Origin of the sequence: Pseudomonas putida, assembly GCF_028682175.1 — a bacterium.
GTDB classification, from domain to species: domain Bacteria; phylum Pseudomonadota; class Gammaproteobacteria; order Pseudomonadales; family Pseudomonadaceae; genus Aquipseudomonas; species Aquipseudomonas putida_AD.
In genome coordinates this window covers 199,719-219,548 of record NZ_JANHKS010000003.1, presented here as the reverse complement: position 1 = coordinate 219,548, position 19,830 = coordinate 199,719, and the positions used below count along the sequence as shown (strand labels likewise).

At 61.4% G+C, this 19,830-nt stretch carries 19 protein-coding genes and 2 pseudogenes; 9 read left to right on the top strand and 12 right to left on the bottom strand.

Annotation, left to right across the window (positions count from 1 at the left end; translation table 11 throughout):
• Nucleotides 1-225: 225 nt before the first annotated feature.
• Entirely contained in the window at nt 226-1,323 is a 1,098-nt protein-coding gene (locus NPS29_RS03930) for a tetratricopeptide repeat protein (RefSeq protein ID WP_274130840.1), read from the top strand.
• A gap of 362 nt (nt 1,324-1,685) precedes the next feature.
• On the top strand, nt 1,686-2,048 hold the full coding sequence (locus NPS29_RS03925) for a histone-like nucleoid-structuring protein, MvaT/MvaU family (RefSeq protein WP_274130839.1): 363 nt from the start codon (nt 1,686-1,688) through the stop codon (nt 2,046-2,048).
• A 413-nt stretch (nt 2,049-2,461) separates the two neighbouring features.
• Here NPS29_RS03925 and NPS29_RS03920 read toward each other — a convergent pair whose 3' ends face one another.
• Nucleotides 2,462-3,013, bottom strand: a complete 552-nt coding sequence (locus NPS29_RS03920) for a DUF4946 domain-containing protein (protein ID WP_274130838.1) — start codon at nt 3,011-3,013, stop codon at nt 2,462-2,464.
• Nucleotides 3,014-3,164: 151 nt separating this feature from the next.
• Here NPS29_RS03920 and gloA point away from each other — a divergent pair, with 151 nt between their 5' ends.
• Nucleotides 3,165-3,692, top strand: coding sequence for a lactoylglutathione lyase (gloA, locus tag NPS29_RS03915; protein ID WP_274130837.1), 528 nt, complete (start codon nt 3,165-3,167; stop codon nt 3,690-3,692).
• A gap of 194 nt (nt 3,693-3,886) precedes the next feature.
• On the opposite strand, the gene ahpF is transcribed toward gloA, so the two are convergent.
• Together ahpF and ahpC are read right to left on the bottom strand one after the other, a co-directional pair.
• Entirely contained in the window at nt 3,887-5,449 is a 1,563-nt protein-coding gene (ahpF, locus tag NPS29_RS03910) for an alkyl hydroperoxide reductase subunit F (protein ID WP_274130836.1), read from the bottom strand.
• A gap of 135 nt (nt 5,450-5,584) precedes the next feature.
• Nucleotides 5,585-6,148 carry an alkyl hydroperoxide reductase subunit C gene (gene ahpC / locus NPS29_RS03905; RefSeq protein WP_274130835.1) on the bottom strand — a complete coding sequence of 188 codons (564 nt, stop codon included), beginning with the start codon at nt 6,146-6,148 and terminating at the stop codon, nt 5,585-5,587.
• Between the two features lie 348 nt (nt 6,149-6,496).
• Here ahpC and NPS29_RS03900 point away from each other — a divergent pair, with 348 nt between their 5' ends.
• The gene (locus tag NPS29_RS03900; protein ID WP_274130834.1) at nt 6,497-7,204 is read left to right on the top strand and encodes a DNA-binding protein; all 708 of its coding nucleotides are present in this window, start codon (nt 6,497-6,499) and stop codon (nt 7,202-7,204) included.
• Here NPS29_RS03900 and NPS29_RS28730 read toward each other — a convergent pair.
• From NPS29_RS28730 to galU, 4 genes and pseudogenes are all read right to left on the bottom strand, one after another.
• Nucleotides 7,201-7,548, bottom strand: a pseudogene (locus tag NPS29_RS28730) (response regulator); the annotation flags it as partial. The gene NPS29_RS03900 and the pseudogene NPS29_RS28730 overlap by 4 nt on opposite strands.
• A gap of 87 nt (nt 7,549-7,635) precedes the next feature.
• A pseudogene (locus NPS29_RS03895) lies at nt 7,636-8,916 on the bottom strand (ATP-binding protein); the annotation flags it as partial.
• 83 nt (nt 8,917-8,999) lie between these two features.
• The gene (gene gorA / locus NPS29_RS03890; RefSeq protein WP_274130833.1) at nt 9,000-10,355 is read right to left on the bottom strand and encodes a glutathione-disulfide reductase; all 1,356 of its coding nucleotides are present in this window, start codon (nt 10,353-10,355) and stop codon (nt 9,000-9,002) included.
• A gap of 163 nt (nt 10,356-10,518) precedes the next feature.
• A complete protein-coding gene (gene galU, locus NPS29_RS03885) occupies nt 10,519-11,388 on the bottom strand; it encodes a UTP--glucose-1-phosphate uridylyltransferase GalU (RefSeq protein ID WP_274130832.1) in 870 nt (289 codons plus the stop codon).
• A 362-nt stretch (nt 11,389-11,750) separates the two neighbouring features.
• Here galU and NPS29_RS03880 point away from each other — a divergent pair, with 362 nt between their 5' ends.
• Together NPS29_RS03880 and NPS29_RS03875 are read left to right on the top strand one after the other, a co-directional pair.
• Entirely contained in the window at nt 11,751-11,933 is a 183-nt protein-coding gene (locus NPS29_RS03880) for a hypothetical protein (protein WP_274130831.1), read from the top strand.
• A 171-nt stretch (nt 11,934-12,104) separates the two neighbouring features.
• Nucleotides 12,105-12,386 (top strand): hypothetical protein, encoded by a 282-nt coding sequence (locus NPS29_RS03875; protein WP_274130830.1) that lies wholly within the window; start codon nt 12,105-12,107, stop codon nt 12,384-12,386.
• 6 nt (nt 12,387-12,392) lie between these two features.
• Here NPS29_RS03875 and NPS29_RS03870 read toward each other — a convergent pair whose 3' ends face one another.
• A complete protein-coding gene (locus tag NPS29_RS03870) occupies nt 12,393-12,749 on the bottom strand; it encodes a hypothetical protein (protein WP_274130829.1) in 357 nt (118 codons plus the stop codon).
• A gap of 169 nt (nt 12,750-12,918) precedes the next feature.
• On the opposite strand from NPS29_RS03870, the gene NPS29_RS03865 reads away from it, so the two are divergent.
• The 3 genes from NPS29_RS03865 (at nt 12,919) to alkB (ending at nt 14,191) form a co-directional block, all read left to right on the top strand.
• A complete protein-coding gene (locus tag NPS29_RS03865) occupies nt 12,919-13,227 on the top strand; it encodes a DUF1883 domain-containing protein (RefSeq protein WP_274130828.1) in 309 nt (102 codons plus the stop codon).
• A gap of 75 nt (nt 13,228-13,302) precedes the next feature.
• Nucleotides 13,303-13,482, top strand: coding sequence for a hypothetical protein (locus NPS29_RS03860; protein WP_274130827.1), 180 nt, complete (start codon nt 13,303-13,305; stop codon nt 13,480-13,482).
• Nucleotides 13,483-13,513: 31 nt separating this feature from the next.
• Nucleotides 13,514-14,191, top strand: a complete 678-nt coding sequence (alkB, locus tag NPS29_RS03855; protein ID WP_274130895.1) for a DNA oxidative demethylase AlkB — start codon at nt 13,514-13,516, stop codon at nt 14,189-14,191.
• Nucleotides 14,192-14,304: 113 nt separating this feature from the next.
• Here the strand turns inward: alkB and NPS29_RS03850 are convergent, their stop codons facing one another.
• The 4 genes from NPS29_RS03850 to gnd all read right to left on the bottom strand — a co-directional run bounded on the left by NPS29_RS03850 (nt 14,305) and on the right by gnd (nt 19,623).
• The gene (locus NPS29_RS03850; protein ID WP_274130826.1) at nt 14,305-16,125 is read right to left on the bottom strand and encodes a glycoside hydrolase family 15 protein; all 1,821 of its coding nucleotides are present in this window, start codon (nt 16,123-16,125) and stop codon (nt 14,305-14,307) included.
• Nucleotides 16,126-16,265: 140 nt separating this feature from the next.
• Nucleotides 16,266-17,084, bottom strand: a complete 819-nt coding sequence (locus NPS29_RS03845; protein ID WP_274130823.1) for an HAD family hydrolase — start codon at nt 17,082-17,084, stop codon at nt 16,266-16,268.
• Nucleotides 17,081-18,604 (bottom strand): glucose-6-phosphate dehydrogenase, encoded by a 1,524-nt coding sequence (gene zwf, locus NPS29_RS03840; RefSeq protein WP_274130821.1) that lies wholly within the window; start codon nt 18,602-18,604, stop codon nt 17,081-17,083. Before zwf ends, NPS29_RS03845 begins: the two co-directional genes overlap by 4 nt.
• The gene (gnd, locus tag NPS29_RS03835; protein ID WP_274130894.1) at nt 18,604-19,623 is read right to left on the bottom strand and encodes a phosphogluconate dehydrogenase (NAD(+)-dependent, decarboxylating); all 1,020 of its coding nucleotides are present in this window, start codon (nt 19,621-19,623) and stop codon (nt 18,604-18,606) included. The genes zwf and gnd overlap by 1 nt, the downstream gene beginning before the upstream one ends.
• Between the last annotated feature and the right edge of the window lie 207 nt (nt 19,624-19,830).

The window sequence follows — 19,830 nt, the reverse complement described above, 5'->3', positions numbered from 1 at the left end:
CAGCACGCCTGGCCGGACCACCTTCAATCCTGTGGGAACGGGCTCGCCCGCGAAGACGTCCGACCTGGCGCGCCGACGACATTTGCCCCACCGCTTTCGCGGGCAAGCCCGCTCCCACAAAATCCGGACCCGGGACGGACGCCCAGACACCCGCCACACGATTGCCGTTTGACACCCGGCCATCGGTCCCCGAAGCTTGCCCCTCATGCAGACACGGAAATCGGTATGCCTAACGCGCCCCAGCCACACTCCCCTTCACCGTTGAAGGCTCGCCGTCGCGGACGGGCTGTCGTGGTCGTGTCCGTGCTGTTGCTGCTTCTGGGCGCCGGTTGGCTGGTGCGTGGCTGGTACGCCCCGCCAGCCCCCGTGGTGGTCAACCACAGCTATGCCGAGGCGCTGGAGCAGGCCCACAACGGCAAGCCGGGCGCGGCGCGGGTGCTGTACCAGCAATTGAGCCGCACCGACCTTTCGGACATCCGCCGCGCAGGGCTGCTGGCTGAACTGGGCAACTACCCCAGCGCCCAGGCGCTGAAGATCCTCGACGGCGACCTCAAGCGCCCCGTGCCGCTGGTGCAGCAGGCAGCCATCGATGCAGTGACCAACATGGTGTCCAACGCCCAGCGCAGCATGCTGATCGGTCCGCTGCTGGACGCCCCCGACCAGAACGTTCGATTCAGCGCAGTGCGGGCATTGACCGGGCTCACGCCGGATGACCTGGGCCTGTACTTCAGCGCCTTCCAGGAGGCCGCCGATCAGTACCAGAACACCCTGGCGTCCCAGCCACCCAGCGGTCAGAGCCAGATCCAGCTGGCGAAGATACTGGTCACCCAGAACGCTCCGCGCAAGGCACTGGAGGCCCTGGACCTGGCGCTGAAACTGGAACCGAACAACATCGAGGCCGGAGTCGCCCAGGTGCAACTGCTCGACCGTCAGGGGCAGATGGAGCAGTCACGCCAGCAACTGGCGGCGTTGCTCGAAAAACACCCGCAATCCTCGCTGCTGCAACATGAACTGGGCACCTGGCTGCTGCGCCATCAACAGAACGAATACGCGCTGCTGGCACTGGCCAAGGCAGTGGAACTGGACGCCGACAATACCCAGTACCGCTACGACCTGGCCGTGGCCCTGCATGACCTTGCGCAACTAGAACCGGCCCAGCGCCAACTCGAGGAAATCCTCCAGCGCCAGCCCGCCAACCGCCGCGCTCGAACGCTACTCATCGACTACTGGAAAGAAAACGGCCAGTTGCAGAAGGTGCAGGTTCTGCTGGCGGAACTGGAGCAGCTCAACCCCGACGACCCCGCCCTGCAACAGGGCCTGTAAATACGCCAGGGCCGCGCCAACCGCTGGCTTTGATCTTTTCCATAAATTGCCAAGTTTGAGAAATTACTTACAACGGCTGTTCTCCTGCTCCGGCATTTTCTGTCAGACCCGATAATTTTACATGGATGTTTCATTTAACAATTGCGCCCCGGCTATTTTACAACTCGAAAAAAAAGTGCATTATTTACCTGTCGCGCATCACAACTACCCCTTCGCTGATGTTGAGCTGACCGCCTGACGTTATTCCGATGTATGACGATCACGCCACGGGGTAGCCTTAAAAATGAGCACAGGACCCTTACATGCGTCCATGTTGCTTGGGTTGGGCTGACAACAGCCACTAATCGCCGGAGTACTATTTTTTGTCCAGACTTGCCGAGTTTCGCGCAGCAGAACGAGCCCTTCAGGAACAGCTGGCCCAGCTGGAAAGCCTGAAGAACGATGCCGGACTGAAAAAGGAGATCGAATTCGAACAGAAGCTCCAGGCCCTGATGACCAGCTACGACAAGAGCCTGCGTGATGTCATTGCCATCCTCGATCCCAACCCTTCGGCCGCTACCGCCGCGCCAGCCGGCCCGAAACGCCGCCGCGCTCGCGTGGTCAAGGTTTATCAGAACCCGCACACCGGCGAGCTGATCGAGACCAAGGGCGGCAATCATCGCGGCCTGAAATCCTGGAAGGAACAGTACGGCGCCGAAACCGTCGACTCCTGGCTGCGCGGCTGATCCCATCCCGTTGCGCCATGCTGTTATAAAAAAGCCCCGCTTGCCGGGGCTTTCTTATAAGCGCTAATAATACAAGACCTGGCCACATCCCCATCTGCTAGTTCCTGTGCCCCGCGCAGTAACGGTTTGCCGCCTCCTTTCGTATAGTTATCGCCGCCTCCTCCTTCCTCGAAAGCAGTAATGAGTTGGTGTTATCGCCATGGCTGATACCGCGACAAAAGAACGTCACCCACAAACTATTGACGCCAAATGACAAGTGGTCGAGAAATATCTAGCAAAGCGGCCGAAGGGGAGTTTTCTTCACGTTTTTTTCACAAGCACTTCTACAGGATGAAGGCTGCTAAAGGATTAGCGCCCCATGCCCGCTTCGGCGGGCTTCTTTATGCCTGCGATTTGATCGCGATCAATTAAGATCATGGCGCGGCATTGAGTTTCAGGCTATCCCTTATACGCTGCACCTCTTCCTTGTTGGCCGCGTAGCCATCGGCCGAGCCTGCATAGGACAACGACCAGGCCGTTTCCTTGTTGGCGGCCGCCACCAGGGTCTGGGTCATCACATGGGCGCCGTTCTGGGTGATGGTGCAGGTGGTTTCCATCGCCGGCACCTGGCTCAGGGTGCTTTCTTTCATCCGGGTGCAGACGCTCTGGAAACCGCCGTGCACGAAGTTGACCTGGACCGCCTTACGCATCTCCAGCAGCACGCCTTCGACGTTCACTTCATGACCGGCCTGCAAGCGGGTCTGGGTCAGCTCCACGACCATCGCCGGATCGCCGTTGCCATCGCTCTTGACCGCACGCTGGCGCACCTGCACCGAGGGCCGATCGGGGCCGGCTTCCTGCGTGGGCAGTGCCTCGACCTCCCAGTCGCTGGGCCAGACAATCATGGCGTCTGCCGCCAGGGCATGGCCTGCGCCAAATGCCAGACACATGCCGGCCAGGGAAACTGCGCGTAACGTTGAAAACATGAGCGATACCTGAGCGTAGAGCCACAAAGTGTGGGCCTGTCGCTCGGGGTTCACAAGCGCAGGCATAAGGTTTGTGCACATTTCGGGTTTGGCTCGGGCGCCGGGTCCCGTATCATTGGGCAACATTTACAGGATCTATCCGGAGTCACCCATGAGTCTGCACGAACTGAACACCTTCCCTGGCGTTACCGCCCAACCGGACACCGCCACCGCCCAATTCGTGTTCAACCACACCATGCTGCGCGTGAAAGACATCACCGCATCGCTGGATTTCTACACCCGCGTGCTGGGTTTCAGCCTGGTGGAGAAGCGTGACTTCCCCGAAGCCGAATTCAGCCTGTACTTCCTGGCACTGGTCGACAAGGCGCAGATCCCGGCTGACGACGCCGCCCGCACCGTCTGGATGAAAGGCATCCCGGGCATCCTGGAGCTGACCCACAACCACGGCACCGAAAAAGACCCGGCATTCGCCTACCACAACGGCAACACCGACCCTCGCGGTTTCGGCCACATCTGCATCTCGGTGCCGGACGTGCACGTCGCCTGCGCGCGCTTCGAAGAACTGGGCGTGGACTTCCAGAAACGCCTGACCGAAGGGCGCATGAAGAGCCTGGCGTTCGTCAAGGATCCGGATGGCTACTGGGTCGAGATCATTCAGCCGACGCCGGTTTCCGAGTAAAACAGAAACTCGGCGCCGGACGCTGACTGTGGGAGCGGGCTTGCCCGCGAAGGCGGAGTGCCATTAAACGAGAACGTGACTGACCTGACGCATTCGCGGGCAAGCCCGCTCCCACAGGAGAATCAGCCGGTCTGAAAGCAAAAAACCTCATGATCACTCATGAGGTTTTTTTGTGCCGCCGTTTCAGCCAGCCATCACGCCGGAGCGCTGGTGCGGATCAGGTGGTCGAATGCGCTGAGGGAAGCCTTGGCGCCCTCGCCCACTGCGATCACGATCTGCTTGTACGGCACGGTGGTCACGTCACCGGCTGCGAAGATGCCCGGGATCGAGGTTTCGCCGCGGTTGTCGACCACGATCTCGCCACGGGGCGACAGCTCGATGGTGCCCTTGAGCCATTCGGTGTTGGGCAACAGACCGATCTGCACGAAGATGCCTTCCAGCTCGATGTCCAGCACTTCATCGGTGGTGCGGTTCTTGTAGCGCAGACCGTTGACCTTCTGGCCGTCGCCGGTCACTTCGGTGGTCAGGGCGCTGGTCAGCACCGTCACGTTTGGCAGGCTGTGCAGCTTGCGCTGGAGCACCGCATCGGCACGCAGGCTGCTGTCGAATTCCAGCAGGGTCACGTGGGAGACGATACCGGCCAGGTCGATGGCCGCTTCCACACCCGAGTTGCCGCCGCCGATCACCGCCACGCGCTTGCCCTTGAACAGCGGGCCGTCGCAGTGCGGGCAGTAGGCCACGCCCTTGTTGCGGTATTGCTGCTCGCCGGGCACGTTCATCTCGCGCCAGCGGGCGCCCGTGGCCAGGATCACGGTCTTGCCCTTGAGCACGCCGCCGCTGGCGAACTTGACCTGGTGCAGCTCGCCGTCCTTGCCAGGAATCAGCTGGTCCCCGCGTTGCAGGTTCATGATGTCGACTTCGTATTCCTTGACGTGTTCTTCAAGGGCAACGGCCAGTTTCGGGCCTTCGGTGTGTTGAACCGAAATGAAGTTCTCGATCGCCATGGTGTCCAGCACCTGACCGCCGAAGCGCTCAGCCGCGACACCGGTGCGGATGCCTTTACGCGCGGCGTAGATCGCCGCTGCCGAACCTGCAGGGCCACCACCGACGACGAGCACGTCGAAGGCTTCCTTGGCGTTGAGCTTCTCGGCCTGGCGATCACCGGCGCTGGTGTCGATCTTCGCCAGAATCTCTTCCAGGTTCATGCGACCCTGGGCGAACAGTTCGCCGTTGAGGTAGATGCTCGGCACCGACATGATCTGGCGGTCCGTGACCTCCTGCTGGAACAGGCCGCCTTCGATGGCGACGTGCTGCACGTTGGGGTTGAGCACGGCCAAGAGGTTCAGCGCCTGTACCACGTCCGGGCAGTTCTGGCAGGTCAGCGAGAAGTAGGTTTCAAACTTGAACTCACCGCTCAGGGAACGTGCCTGCTCGATGGTGTCCTCGGTGGCCTTGGACGGGTAGCCGCCCACTTGCAGCAGCGCCAGTACCAGCGAGGTGAATTCGTGGCCCATGGGCAGGCCGGCAAAACGCAGCTTGATGTCCTGGCCCGGGCTGTTCAGGGCGAAGGATGGGGTGCGTGCGTCAGTGCCATTGGTGTTCAGGGTGATCTGGCTGGAACTTGCAACGATGTCGTTGAGCAGGGCCAGCATTTCCTGTGATTTCGCGCCGTCATCGAGGGACGCGACGATATCGATCGGGCGAGTGATCCGCTCCAGGTACGATTTCAACTGGGCTTTGAGGTTGGCGTCCAACATGATCGGCTTTCCTTAATCTGCTTTGTTCAGGTCTTGAAATAAAAACGCCCAGGCGATGACCGCCCGGGCGTTTTTTTGGGGGCGATGCGGTTTACTTGCTTATGGGCTCATCGCCCCCGATCCGGTCACGAGGACTTAGATCTTGCCGACCAGGTCCAGGGACGGAGCCAGAGTGGCCTCGCCTTCCTGCCATTTGGCCGGGCAGACTTCACCTGGGTGTGCAGCGACGTACTGAGCGGCCTTGATCTTGCGCAGCAGCTCGGAGGCGTCACGACCAACACCACCGTCGTTCAGCTCGACGATCTTGATCTGACCTTCAGGGTTGATCACGAAAGTACCGCGGTCAGCCAGGCCAGCTTCTTCGATCAGCACGTCGAAGTTGCGGGAGATGGTCAGGGTCGGGTCGCCGATCATGGTGTACTGGATTTTGCCGATGGCTGGCGAAGTGTTGTGCCAGGCAGCGTGGGCAAAGTGGGTGTCGGTCGAAACGGAGTAGATTTCTACGCCCAGCTTTTTGAAGGCTTCGTAGTTGTCAGCCAGGTCTTCCAGCTCGGTCGGGCAGACGAAGGTGAAGTCGGCTGGGTAGAAGAACACCACAGACCATTTGCCTTTGAGGTCAGCATCCGAAACGTCAACGAAAGAACCGTTTTTGAAAGCGGTAGCTTTGAACGGCTTTACTTGGCTGTTAATGATAGGCATCGGGTGGATCTCCTTAGGGTTGAATGAATCAGGTCATGAATTCGATGGGAAGGATCTTACGCACAATCGGCGGCAGGGGCTCATTGGCAAACCTGATGCGGCTAATTGGTTTTCGCTATAAGAAGACTCTATTAATAGAAGAATTCAGTCAGTAGCAGAATCAGGTTACAGCTTGGCGAACCCGTCCCTGCCCAGCGACGGATCATCAGACGCCGGCCCAGCCTACCCAGTTCATCCCACACTGTTCAACCCGGTGCAGACAACCTGCTGACAATGACGCACAATACGCGCCATTAGGTGGTACGTAATATGCGATACGTATCTGGTACGAACTGAACGGAAAGCATCATGGCAAGAAGCGGTATCAACAGGGCCGAAGTGCAAGCCGCGCGCAATGCGATCATCGCCCGGGGCGAAAACCCCAGTATCGATGCAGTACGCATCGAGATGGGCAATACAGGGTCAAAGACCACCATCCATCGCCTCATGCGGGAAATCGATGCTGAAGGCCATGATGCAGCGGCGTCGCAGATCGACGAGGAACTGACCGCCCTGGTCGCCCGACTGGCCTTGCGCCTGAAGGAAAAGTCCCGCGAGCAGATTGACGACGCCAGGGCCAGCCTCGACGCCGAGCGCCAGGCAATGCAAGGCGAGCTCCAGGACACACGCCGCCAGTTGGCCGAGTTACGCGAGCGGCATGCCGCGCAGACCACCACCCTGGGCAGCCAGACCGCCACCCTGCTGCAGGTGCGCGAGGCGCTGCAGAATGAGCAGAAGGAAAACGCCCGCCTGAGTCAGGCCGTACAGGACACCGCCAGCCGCCTGGCTGACAAGGACGGGCAAATCCAGACCCTCAAGGAGCGGCACCTCGACGCCCACGGCCAAAGCGTCCTGCTCAAGGAGCGGGTGCGCAACGCCAAGGTCGAGATGGAAAAGCTCAAGCAACAATTGACCGAGCGCGACCAGCAGAACCGTGTGCTGGAGCTGATCCTGATCAAGACCGAACTGGCGCTGGAGAACCTCAAGGGCGGCAAGACCGGCGCGCAACCGGACTAGTCAGCGCTTTCGATCAATCCGCGCACCCGCTGCGCCAGGGCGTCTATGGTGAACGGCTTGGTCAGCATGTCCATGCCGTCCTCCAGCACTTCGCCACGGACCAGCGCGTTCCCCGCGTAACCGGTCATGAACAGCACGCGCAAGCCCGGTCGGTGCTGCCGGGCAATCTCCGCCACCTGACGGCCGTTGAGCCCGGGCAAGCCGACATCGGTCACCAGCAAGTCGATACGTCCGCCACCCTCCAGAAACGGCAGGGCCGCCGCTCCGTCCGCCGCGACCTCGACCGAGTAGCCCAGCTCGCGCAACACATCGACCACCAGCATGCGCACGTCCGGCTCATCCTCGACCACCAACACTCGCTCACCCTGGCTCGCACGTGGCGGGGCGATGTCTTCGTCGTCTGCCGGGGTACCGCCATTGGATTCGAAGTGGCACGGCAGGTACAGATCGATGCGCGTGCCCTGCCCCTCGGTGCTGTCGATCAGCACCTGGCCACCGGTCTGGTTGATGAAGCCATAGACCATCGACAACCCCAGGCCGGTGCCCTGGCCGATGGGCTTGGTGGTGAAAAATGGATCGAAGGCCCGGGCGATGACTTGCGCCGACATGCCGGCCCCCGTGTCCTGCACGCCGAGGCGAACGTAGTCACCGGGCGCCAGGGCATCATGCATCACCGCCACATGCACCGCCTCGGTCTGGATCAGCAGACGGCCGCCGTTGGGCATCGCATCCCGGGCGTTGATCACCAGGTTGAGCAGCGCGTTTTCCAGCTGGTGCTCGTCAGTGCGGGTCAGGCGCAACGCGCTGCTGAGGTCGATTTCCAGCTCGATGCTTTCACCGGTGGTGCGCCGCAGCAGCTCTTCCATGGACATCACCATGCGGTTGATGTCCACCGGCTGGGTGTTCAGTGATTGACGACGGGCGAAGGCCAGCAGCCGGTGAGTCAGCGATGCCGCACGATTGGCCGAGTTCATGGCGGCATCGATATAGCGGCCGATCCCGCCGACACGCCCCGCTGCCACCCGCCGCTGGATCAGGTCCAGCGCACCGAGCACACCCGTCAGCATGTTGTTGAAGTCGTGGGCGATGCCGCCGGTCAACTGGCCGATGGCATCCATCTTCTGTGCGTGACGCAGCGCTTCCTCGGCCTGGGCGCGCTCGCTGATCTCGATCTGCAGGCGCTCGTTGATCTCGGCCAGCTCGCGGGTGCGCTCCGCCACCCGCCGCTCCAGGCTCTCGTTGAGTTCGCGCAGGGCATCCTCGGCCTTGACCTGGGCGGTGATGTCCGTGCTCGTGCCCAGCCAGTAGGTAATGTTGCCCGACGCTTCGCGGATCGGCAGCGCGCGGCACAGGAACCAGCGGTACAGGCCATCCTTGCCCCGCAGCGGGAAGGTGTCTTCCCAGATGGAGCCCGTGGCGAAGCAGCGACGCATTCTGGAATCGACGCGCTCCAGGTGGTCCGGGTGATGCAGCGAGCGCCAGCCCAGGGCCATCATGGCCTCGTGGGAGGTGCCGGTGTAGCTGTACCAGCGGGCGTTGTACCAATAGATGCGTCCAGCCGGGTCCGCGATCCAGGCCAGCTGGCTCATGTTGTCGGCCAGGGTGCGGAACTGGCGCTCGCTTTCATGCAGCGCCTGCGCCTGTTCTGCGCCCGGCTCGTCAGGTCCTGCGGGATTCAGAGGCATGGATGCCGAAAAACTCTTTCTGGTCAAAAACTGGGTCCATCCCGTTCAAACTATACCCGTCCGGTCCTCATCCATGAGACCGGATCCTTTACATCCATGACATCAAGCGGTCAGCGGGTCGCTGTGCGCATGGTGACGAACTCTTCGGCCGCTGTCGGATGCACACCGATGGTGTCGTCGAAGATTTGCTTGGTCGCGCCCGCCTTGAGCGCAATGGCCAGGCTCTGGACGATTTCGCCGGCGTCGGGTCCCACCATGTGGCAACCCAGGACGCGATCGGTCTTCTTGTCGACCACCAGCTTCATCAGGGTGCGCTCCTGGTTGTCGGTCAGGGTCAGCTTCATCGGGCGGAAGGTGCTTTCGAATACCTGCACGTCGAAGCCATCCTTCTTCGCCTCTTCCTCGGTGAGCCCCACGGTGCCGATGTTCGGCAGGCTGAACACCGCCGTCGGAATGTGGCGGTAGTCCACCGGACGATACTGCTCAGGCTTGAACAGGCGACGGGCCACCGCCATGCCTTCGGCCAGCGCCACCGGGGTCAGTTGCACGCGACCGATCACGTCGCCCACGGCGATGATCGATGGCTCGCTGGTCTGGTAGTTGTCGTCGACCTTGACGAAGCCCTTGTCATCGAGCTCGACATTGACCGTCTCCATGCCCAGGTCGTCCAGCATCGGGCGGCGGCCCGTGGCGTAGAACACGCAATCGGTGTTTACCGAACTGCCGTCGTTGAGCGTCAGCTGCAGCGTGCCATCGGCGAGTTTTTCGATGCTGGCGATTTCGGTCTTGAAGCGGATGTCCATGCCGTGCCTGGTCAGCTCCTGGTGCAGGTGCGTGCGCACGCTGCCGTCGAAGCCGCGCAGGAACAGTTCGCCGCGGTACATCAGCGACACCTGGGCACCCAGGCCATTGAAGATCGAGGCGAACTCGACGGCGATGTAACCACCCCCCACCACCACGACGCGCTTGGGGATCTGCTCGAGGAAAAACACCTCGTTGGAAGTGATGGCGTGTTCGCGACCCGGAATCTCAGGCACCTGCGGCCAGCCGCCGGTGGCGATCATGATGTGCTCGGCGGTGTGCACCTGGCCGTTGATTTCCACTTCATGGGGGCCGCGCAGCCTGGCGTGGCCTTCCATCAGGGTGACGCCGCTGTTGCCCAGCAGGTTGCGGTAGATGCCGTTCAGGCGGCTGATCTCACGGTTCTTGTTGCCAATCAGGGTCGGCCAGTCGAAATCGGCCTCGCCTGCCGTCCAGCCAAAGCTCTTGGCCTGCTCGAAATCTTCGGAAAAATGCGCCCCGTACACCAGCAGCTTCTTGGGCACGCAGCCGACGTTGACGCAGGTACCGCCCAGGTAGCGGCTCTCGGCGACGGCCACGCGCGCGCCGAACCCGGCAGAAAAACGGGCCGCACGCACGCCGCCGGAACCGGCACCGATGACGAAGAGGTCGAAGTCGTAGCTCATTTCTGTATCCTTGGCAGGCATGGATTTTCGCGGATTCATGGCGAATCGCGGCGCTGGCCAGGCCAGCGAAAGAGCCTAAGCATAACCGCTCCAGCGCGCCGGGCAAGGGCCAGGACCCAGAAACGACAAAGCCACCCGAAGGTGGCTTTGCAGAGCAGTACAGTTACTTGGCTTTGGTCGGTACAACGACCGGATCCAGCGACTTGCCCGTCTTGTAGAAATGCTCGAAGCAGAAGTTGGTGGCTTCGACGTAGCCCTCGGCACCACCGCAGTCGAAACGACGACCCTTGAACTTGTACGCCAGCACGTTGCCTTCGGCAGCCTGCTTCATCAGTGCGTCGGTGATCTGGATTTCACCGCCCTTGCCTGGCTCGGTCTGTTCGATTTTTTCGAAGATGTCCGGGGTCAGGATGTAACGGCCGATGATCGCCAGGTTCGACGGTGCATCTTCAGGTTTTGGCTTCTCGACCATGTCGGTGACGCGGTACAGGCCGTCCTTGATTTCTTCACCAGCGATCACGCCGTACTTGTTGGTTTCGTTCGGGTCCACTTCCTGGATCGCGACGATCGAGCACTTGTACTGCTTGTGCAGCTTGACCATCTGGGCCAGTACGCCGTCACCTTCCAGGTTCACGCACAGGTCATCCGCCAACACCACGGCGAATGCCTCGTTACCGATCAGTGGGCGGCCGCTGAGAATCGCGTGGCCCAGGCCTTTCATTTCGGTCTGGCGAGTGTAGGAGAAGCTGCACTCGTCGATCAGCTGGCGGATGCCGACCAGGTATTTTTCCTTGTCGGTGCCCTTGATCTGGTGCTCCAGCTCATAGCTGATGTCGAAATGGTCTTCCAGGGCGCGTTTGCCGCGACCGGTGACGATGGAGATTTCATTGAGGCCCGCAGCCAGTGCTTCTTCCACGCCGTACTGGATCAGTGGCTTGTTGACAACGGCCAGCATCTCTTTGGGCATGGCTTTGGTCGCTGGCAAGAAGCGAGTGCCGTAACCGGCTGCAGGGAACAAGCATTTCTTGATCATATAAGTCCTTGATGGTGCTGGGGGTGTTGCGGCGCAGTCTAATCAGGAGGCGATAACCTTACAATGCCCCCGAGGCTGGCCGTTAGCTGACTTGGTAGAGGAACGGATGCGCAGATAGTTCCGCACGATTCCGGTTATTGCGACCACCGCGCATCTGCAAGCTGTCCGGGGACGGTTCGCAAACGTTTTTTCTGATCGGTGATTGCCGACTGTTCTTCACATCATCCGTACGAGGGTATCCATTTCCACGAAACGACCGAGCGATGACTGGAGCAAGCGTAGCCGGATTTATTGGATTGCGTAGGAAAATTATGCGCTTGCGCCGTATCATGGCCGCCTGAATCATTTATCGAGACGGATCGATGGCGGAAGTCAAAGTTGTAAACGGGTATCAGATCAAGAAAATGCAGGATGGCGGGTGGTGGCTGATCGGCCATGACGGCGAGCAGGTCGCCGGCCCCTTCCCGAGCGAAAGCAGCGCAGTCGAAGTCGCCTCGGTGTTCGAAGACCTGGCCCCGCGCAGCCGCCCGGGCAAGAAGTCCTGATCGAAAGACCGGTTCGGCCCCGCCTGTGCGGGGTCTGAGCCACGGCGCACGGGTAAAAATGTTCCCGTGATGCCGGAACGATGGCACAGTCTTCCAGTCTTACCCAACGCCAGGCGCGATCCCCGCGTACACCCTGGCGTTCATCTGGCCCTCATCGTGAAGCATCCGAAAATGATCAAGATCCTGTCCGTCGTTGTTGTCTTGGGCCTGACCGGCTGCGCCACCGCGCAAAACACTTACCTGAAGGATGGCAAGCAGGCCCTGAGTATCGACTGCTCGGGCGAAGCCATGTCCTGGGCCGCCTGCTACGAGAAAGCCGAGGCGTCCTGCGCAGGCACTGGCTACAACATCGTCAGCACCAATGGCACCCCGCAGCCCAAGGATGCCGACAAGACCCTGGGCGTGGACGTCGGCAACTACAAGACCCGCAGCGTGCTGGTGACCTGCAAGTAGGCGCGGTCACTCACCGGAAATACAGGCGTTGACCGCGTGCTGGATGTCCTTGGGGCGTAGCGGGTTGTTGCCACCACTCTCGAACAACTTGATGGAGCTGCCGCCCGAGCGCTTCTCGATATCGACAATCGCGGTCGGCGTCCCGTGGGTGAATTTCTGCGGGACGATGACCCGCATGCCCTCACGGTGCGGCTCGATCTGCGGCGGATTGCGGCTGTCGGTGATCCGGGCCACGAAGCAGTCGGCGTATTCCTGGGGGGATTTGCCAGACATCACGTTCATGGTCGGTGGCGTGTGTTCGATGTCCGCCACAGAGGCACAACCGGTCATCGCCAGGGCCAAAATAACAACAGCCAGTTTCATACAATCCCTCCAATAAATGTCCTACGACAAGCCGGACTTCGATTAAATCCCCGGGTTTTGCACTTTTTCATTGCCGCAATCGCCTCCATAGGCCATGTGGCGAGCAAAGGCTCGGGTTGCCGTGATATCGTTTCGGGTTTTCAAGCATGCCCTGTCCCTGGAGACACCCATGAAATTCGTACACCAGCGCGAGCACCTCAATGAAGACGACATGGTCGTCATCGAGTGCTCCCAGCTCTGCAACATCCGTCTGATGAGCGACGCGAATTTCCGCAGCTTCAAGAACGGCGGGCGCCACACCTACCACGGCGGCGCATTTGACCGCTTCCCGGCCAAGATCACGGTGCCCAGCAGCGGCTTCTGGAACATCACCATCGACACCGCCGGGCGCAAGATGGACAGCCACGGCGGCGGGCGCAAGACCACGTTCACCCACTCGATCAAGATCGTTCGCCGCACCTCGTCGCGCCTGAGCTGATTCTTCCATTAGACACCGGTGCGCGTGAAAGCTTCGTTGCAGCGCGCGCACCTGACACCTGCCAAGGAACCCAACGTGAGCAACCAAGCCCCCGTCGTCAAATACGCCATCAGCTACAAACTCAACGGCGAGCGCCGCTTCGAGTTCGCCCTGCTGCAATCGCCGTCCGCCGAAGAAGCCCTGGCAGCCCTGCAGAAGATGCACGGCGACAGCGACGACGTCATCAGTGACGTCAAGGTCAGCAAAGCGCTGTAAGCGCCAACAGACAGCCAGGCACGCCGCGATGATGCAACGCAAAGGCACTACGCCCGCCACATTCGACCTGTTCGCAGACGACAGCCCGCAGCCGCCGTCCACCGAGCAGATCGGGGCGCAATCCTTTGTGTTTCGTGGCTTTGCCCTGCCCCTGCTAGACCGCTTGCTGCCTGCCCTGGAAGCGACGCTGACACAGGCGCCCTTTCGCAACATGGTCACCCCGGGTGGTTACACCATGTCGGTTGCGCTGAGCAGTTGCGGCCAGTTCGGCTGGACCACCGACCGCAACGGCTACCTGTATAGCCCCATCGATCCGCAGACCGGCCAGCCCTGGCCGGCAATGCCTGAAGTGTTCATGGAGCTGGCACGCGCAGCAGCCGAGGCTGCGGGGTTTGCGGGCTTCCAGCCTGATGCCTGCCTGATCAACCGCTACATTCCAGGCGCAAGGCTGTCGCTGCATCAGGACAAGGACGAGCGCGATTATCAGTGGCCCGTGGTGTCGGTATCCCTGGGCATTCCGGCCATTTTCCTGTTCGGCGGCCATGCCCGCAGCGACGCCACGCAACGGGTGCCGCTGTTTCATGGCGATGTGGTGGTCTGGGGCGGCGAAGACCGCCTGCGCTACCACGGCGTGATGCCGATCAAACAGGCGGAGCATCCGCAGTTGGGCGAGCAGCGGATCAACTTCACCTTTCGCAAGGCACGTTGACACTGATGCTGTAGGAGCGATGCTTCTGTAGCAGCACGGCTTGCCGGCGGGAGCGATTTCAAGGCCGCCCCCGCGGGCAAGCCCGGCTGCTACGGGTATGCGGCGTGAATGCATCACTGCGTCACCGCATCCTCATGGGCGGCCCGGGCCTTGACCGGGCAGATCACGCGGTGCAGGTTCAGGGCGGTGTTGATGATGCCGATGTGGCTGAACGCTTGCGGGAAATTGCCGAGCATGCGCCTGGCCCTGGGATCATACTGCTCGGCCAGCAAACCGACGTCGTTGCACAGGCCGCACAAGCGGTCGAACAGCGCGGCCGCCTCCTCCTCGCGCCCCTGCAACACATACACATCCGCCAGCCAGAACGAACAGACCAGAAAGGTGCCTTCGCTGCCCGACACGCCATCGGTGCTGCGCTCGCTGTCATAGCGCAACAGCAGCCCATCCTGCATCAGCGCTTTCTCGACCTGCGCGATGGTGCCGGCCACGCGCGGATCCTCGACCGGCAGAAACCCGGTCAAGGCGATCTGCAGCAGGCTGGCATCCATTTCCTTGCCGCCGTAGGTCTGCACGAAGCTGCCCAGTTGGGCGTCGTAGCCCCTGGCGCAGACGTCGGCGTGGATCTCGTCGGCGATCCTGCGGTAATGCAGCCCACGCTCGCGGTCTTCCGGGTTGTCACTCTGCGCCAGCACACCGGCATTGCGGTCGAACGACACCCAGGCCATCACCTTGGAATGTGTAAAATGCCGTGGCTCGGAACGGATTTCCCAGATCCCGGCATCAGGGTTGCGCCACACGCTCTCCAGAAACGGCATGATGACCTTCTGGATCTCGATACTGCGCGGCAAGCGCGGCAGCCCGCTCTTGAGCGCCTGGGTCATGGCATCCGCCACTTCGCCATACACGTCCAGTTGCATCTGGGTGGCCGCTGCGTTGCCGATCCGCACCGGGCGCGAATCCTCATAGCCGCTGAGCCAGGGCAGTTCATATTCCGGTAGCCGCCGCTCACCGCCCAGGCCGTACATGATCTGCACCTGTTCAGGGTTGCCGGCCACCGAGCGCAACAGCCAGTTGCGCCACGCCGTGGCTTCATCGAAATAACCCAGGTTCATGAAGGCCAGCAGCGTCATGGTTGCGTCACGCAGCCAGCAGAAGCGGTAGTCCCAGTTGCGCTCGCCGCCCAGTTGCTCAGGCAGCGAGGTGGTCACGGCGGCGACGATGCCTCCCGTGGGCGCATAGGTCATGGCCTTGAGGGTGATCAGCGAGCGCTTGACCTGCTCGGACCAGGGGCCGACGTCGGGACAACGGTCGGAGAACTCGCGCCAGAAGCTTTCGGTCTGTTCCAGCGCCTGCTCGCAATCGAAGCCCTTGCGCACCGGCTCGTGGGACGCCTGCCAGGTCAGTCCGAAACCCAGGCGCTGGCCGGCCTTCACGCTGAACAGGCTTTCAGTGTGATGATCCATCGGATGCACTTCGGCCGGTGTGCGCAACACCAGCATTTCCGGGCCGCCTACCGCCGTCATGACATGGGGCTCGCGCTTTTCGACCCACGGCACGTTGCTGCCGTAATCGAAGCGGATCGCCAGATCCATGCCGAACTCGACCTCGCCTTCCAGCCCCACCACCAGACGCACCACGCTGTTATCGACTGCCATGGGCATGAAGTCGATGAGCATCGCGCGGCCGGTATCGGTGGTGAACAGGGTTTCCAGAATCAGCGTGCCGTCGCGATAACGGCGGGTGATCTGGCAGTTGGCGGTCTGTTGCGGGGCAATTTTCCAGCGACCGTTGTCGCTGTCGCCCAACAGGGCAGCAAAGCAGGCAGGCGCGTCGAAACGCGGAAAACACAACCAGTCCAGCGACCCGTCGCGGGTCACCAGCGCTGCGGTGCGGCAGTTGCCGAGCAGCGCGTAGTCTTCAATCGGTACAGCCATTAGGTGCGTGTCCTTCTGGTGTCTGGGTGAAGAACCCGTAGCAGCACGGCTTGCCGGCGGGAGCGGTGTGTCAGGCACAGAGGGTTTTCTGACACACCGCTCCCGCCGGCAAGCCGTGCTGCTACGGGCAAGCGTTTGAATCAGCGTGGCAGGATGTAACGCTCGATGGCCGTCGCCAGCCCGTCTTCCAGGTTGCTGCCCGTTACGTAGTTGGCGTGGGTCTTGACCCCGGTTTCTGCCTGGCCCATCGCGATCGACAGCCCTGCACGCCGGAACATCGCCACGTCGTTGCCGGCATCACCTATGGCCGCTGTATGCGCCATGTCCACGCCCAGGGCCTGCGCCACTGTCGCCAGCGCCGTCCCCTTGTTGGCGTCCAGCGCCGTGACATCCAGGTAGTAGGATTGCGAGCGCGCCGCCAGAGCCGTCTGGGCGATCAGCGGGTTGAGCCGGGCTTCGAGCTGTTTGAGCAACTCGAAGTCCTTGCTGGCCGCGACGATCTTGTCGATGCGATCGATCACCTCGTCGAAATGCTCGACCTGCACGAAGTCATAGCCCAGGGTGTTGCGTTCGTGCTCGACGTAATCCCCTTGCGGGTCGAGCAGCAGCCATTGATCGTCGGCGAACACCCACACCGAAACCCGTTCGCCAGCGAACAGCTCAAGGCTGATGCGCGCAGCGTGGGGGTCGATGCGATGGGCCTTGAGCAGGCTGCCGTCAGGGTTGACGATATTGGCCCCGTTGAACCCGACCGTAGGCACATCGATGCCCAGCGCGCGGATCTGCTCGCGCATGGCCCGCGGTGGCCGGCTGCTGGCGACCGAGAAATGAATCCCGGCCTCCTTGAGCTTGCGCACCGCCTCGATGTTGGCCTGGCTCAGGCTGTGATCGGGGCGCAACAAGGTGCCATCGATGTCGGAGAGCATGAACTGGATGAGAGGTTGCGCAGATTCACTCATCCCAGACGTTGCCAACTGCGACCGTCACGGGCTAGCAGCTCATCGGCCGCCGCAGGGCCATCTTCACCCGCCTTGTAGAACTCGACGTGAGGATCCTTGGCCCAGGCATCGATGAACGGCTGCACGGCGCGCCAGCCGTTTTCAATGTTGTCGGCACGCTGGAACAGGGTCTGGTCCCCGGTCAGGCAGTCATAGATCAGGGTTTCATACCCGGTCGATGGCTGCATCTCGAAGAAATCCTTGTAGGCAAAACCCAGCTCGATGGTCTGCATGTCCAGGGTCGGCCCTGGCTTCTTGGCCTGCAGGTCGAACCACATGCCTTCGTCCGGCTGGATCTGGATCTTCAGGAAGTTGGGCTCCACGCGATCCACGTCGGTGTCGCGAAACTGCGCGTAAGGCGCAGGCTTGAAGCAGATCGCGATCTCGGTATCACGCACGCTCATGCGCTTGCCGGTGCGCAAGTAGAACGGCACGCCGACCCAGCGCCAGTTGTCGATGAAGACCTTGAGCGCGGCGTAGGTTTCCGTGTTGCTGTCCGGGGCAACCCGGTCCTCTTCACGATAACCGGCCACGTTCTTGTCGCCCAGGGTGCTCTCGGTGTACTGACCGCGCACCGAGTTGGCCAACGCCTCCATCTCCGACCAGGGCCGGATGGCCCCGATCACCTTGGCCTTCTCGCCACGGACCGCATCGGCGCCAAACGCCGCCGGCGGTTCCATGGCAACCATGGCCAGCAGCTGGAACAGGTGGTTGGGCACCATGTCCCGCAGCGCGCCGGTGGTTTCATAGAAACTGCCGCGGGTTTCGACGCCCACGGTTTCGGCGGCGGTGATCTGCACGTGATCGATGTAGTGATTGTTCCAGAACGACTCGAACAGGCCATTGGAGAAACGGCTGACCAGAATGTTCTGCACCGTCTCCTTGCCCAGGTAATGATCGATCCGGTAGATCTGCTTCTCGCTCATCGCTTTGAGCAAGCAGGTGTTCAGCGCCACAGCGCTGGGCAGGTCATGGCCGAACGGCTTCTCGATCACCACGCGACGGAAATAGTCGTCGCCCTCCACCATCAGCCCTGACGAGCCGAGTCGCTTGGTCACTTCACTGAAGAAGCGCGGCGCGGTGGCGAGGTAGAACACGGCATTTTGCGTGCCGGTGCTCTTGATCTTCGCATCGATGGCCTGATAGGTGCCGTCGTCGAGAAAATCCCCGGTGATGTAGCTGATGCGTTTGGCCAGACTGCCCCACAACGCGGGATCCAGAGGCTCTTCACCGCCCTGGGCGACCTTGCTGGCCGCCTCCTGACGAATGAAATCCTCGAGTTTCTTGGCGAAGTCGGCGTCAGTGACGGTGTTGTGGTCAACGCCTACGATGTGCAGGTTCTCATCGACCAGTCCGTCACGGAACAGGTTGTAGAGCGCCGGCATCAACAGCCGCTTGACCAGGTCACCATGAGCGCCGAACAGGAACAGCGTGGTTGCCGGAGCAACCGGGGCTTTCTGCTTGCTTCGCGATAATCCCATTATTTTGGTTCCTTATGACCACCAAATCCGAAACGCATGGCCGACAGCATCTTGTCGCCGTACGTGCTTTGTTGACGGGAGCGGAAACGGGCGAACAGCGAGGTGGACAGCACTGGAACCGGAACGGCCTGCTCCATGGCAGCCTCGATGGTCCAGCGTCCTTCGCCGCTGTCGGCGACCGAGCCTGAATAGGCATTGAGCTGCGGATCGGTCGCCAGTGCGTCGGCGGTCAGGTCCAGCAGCCAGGAAGACACCACACTGCCACGGCGCCAGACTTCGGCGATGTCGCCAAGGTTCAGGTCGAAACGCTGGTCGGCAGGCAGGTTGTCAGAGTTCTTGGTCTTGAGGATGTCGAAGCCCTCGGCGAAGGCCTGCATCATTCCGTACTCGATGCCGTTGTGGATCATCTTGACGAAATGGCCAGCGCCCGGCGGGCCTGCGTGGATGTAGCCCTGCTCGGCGCGCGGGTCGGCGTCCTTGGCGCGATCCTTGGTGCGCGGGATGTTGCCGATGCCCGGTGCCAGGGTCTTGAACAGCGGATCGAGGCGGTTCACGACTTCGGTTTCGCCGCCGATCATCATGCAGTAGCCGCGCTCCAGGCCCCAGACGCCGCCGGAGGTCCCGACGTCGACGTAGTGCAGGCCTTTTTCCTGGAGGGCGTGGGAGCGACGAACGTCGTCCTTATAGAAAGTGTTGCCGCCGTCGATGATGACGTCGTCCGGCTCCAGCAGGTCGGCCAGGACGTTGATGGTGTCTTCGGTCGGCGCGCCAGCGGGCAGCATGACCCACACCGCGCGCGGTTTTTCCAGTGCAGCCACCAGTGACGCGAGGTCATTGGCTGGCGTCGAACCCTCGTTGGCGAGCACGGTGCGAGACTGCTCATCGCGATCATAGACCACAGTGGTGTGGCCATTGAGCATCAGTCGACGTGCGATGTTGCCGCCCATGCGGCCTAGTCCGACAATCCCGAGTTGCATGTAGAGGTGCTCCTTAATCAAAAAACGGGTGCCCCATTTTATAGCCCAGTACCGCCTGTTGGGTTAGTCCGGGGCGCAAAACGAAGGTTTCAGGGTGAAAATAGTTTCATCTTGGTGCGCAAGATCCGCTCTAAACTGCCGTTTGTCGCGAGGGGCGCACCTTAGCGACAATTCAAAATAAAAAAGTTCCCTTTTGCGTCAAAAGAAATCAGAATCCGCGCCGACAAAGGTAGGAAGCATAGGCAAGTC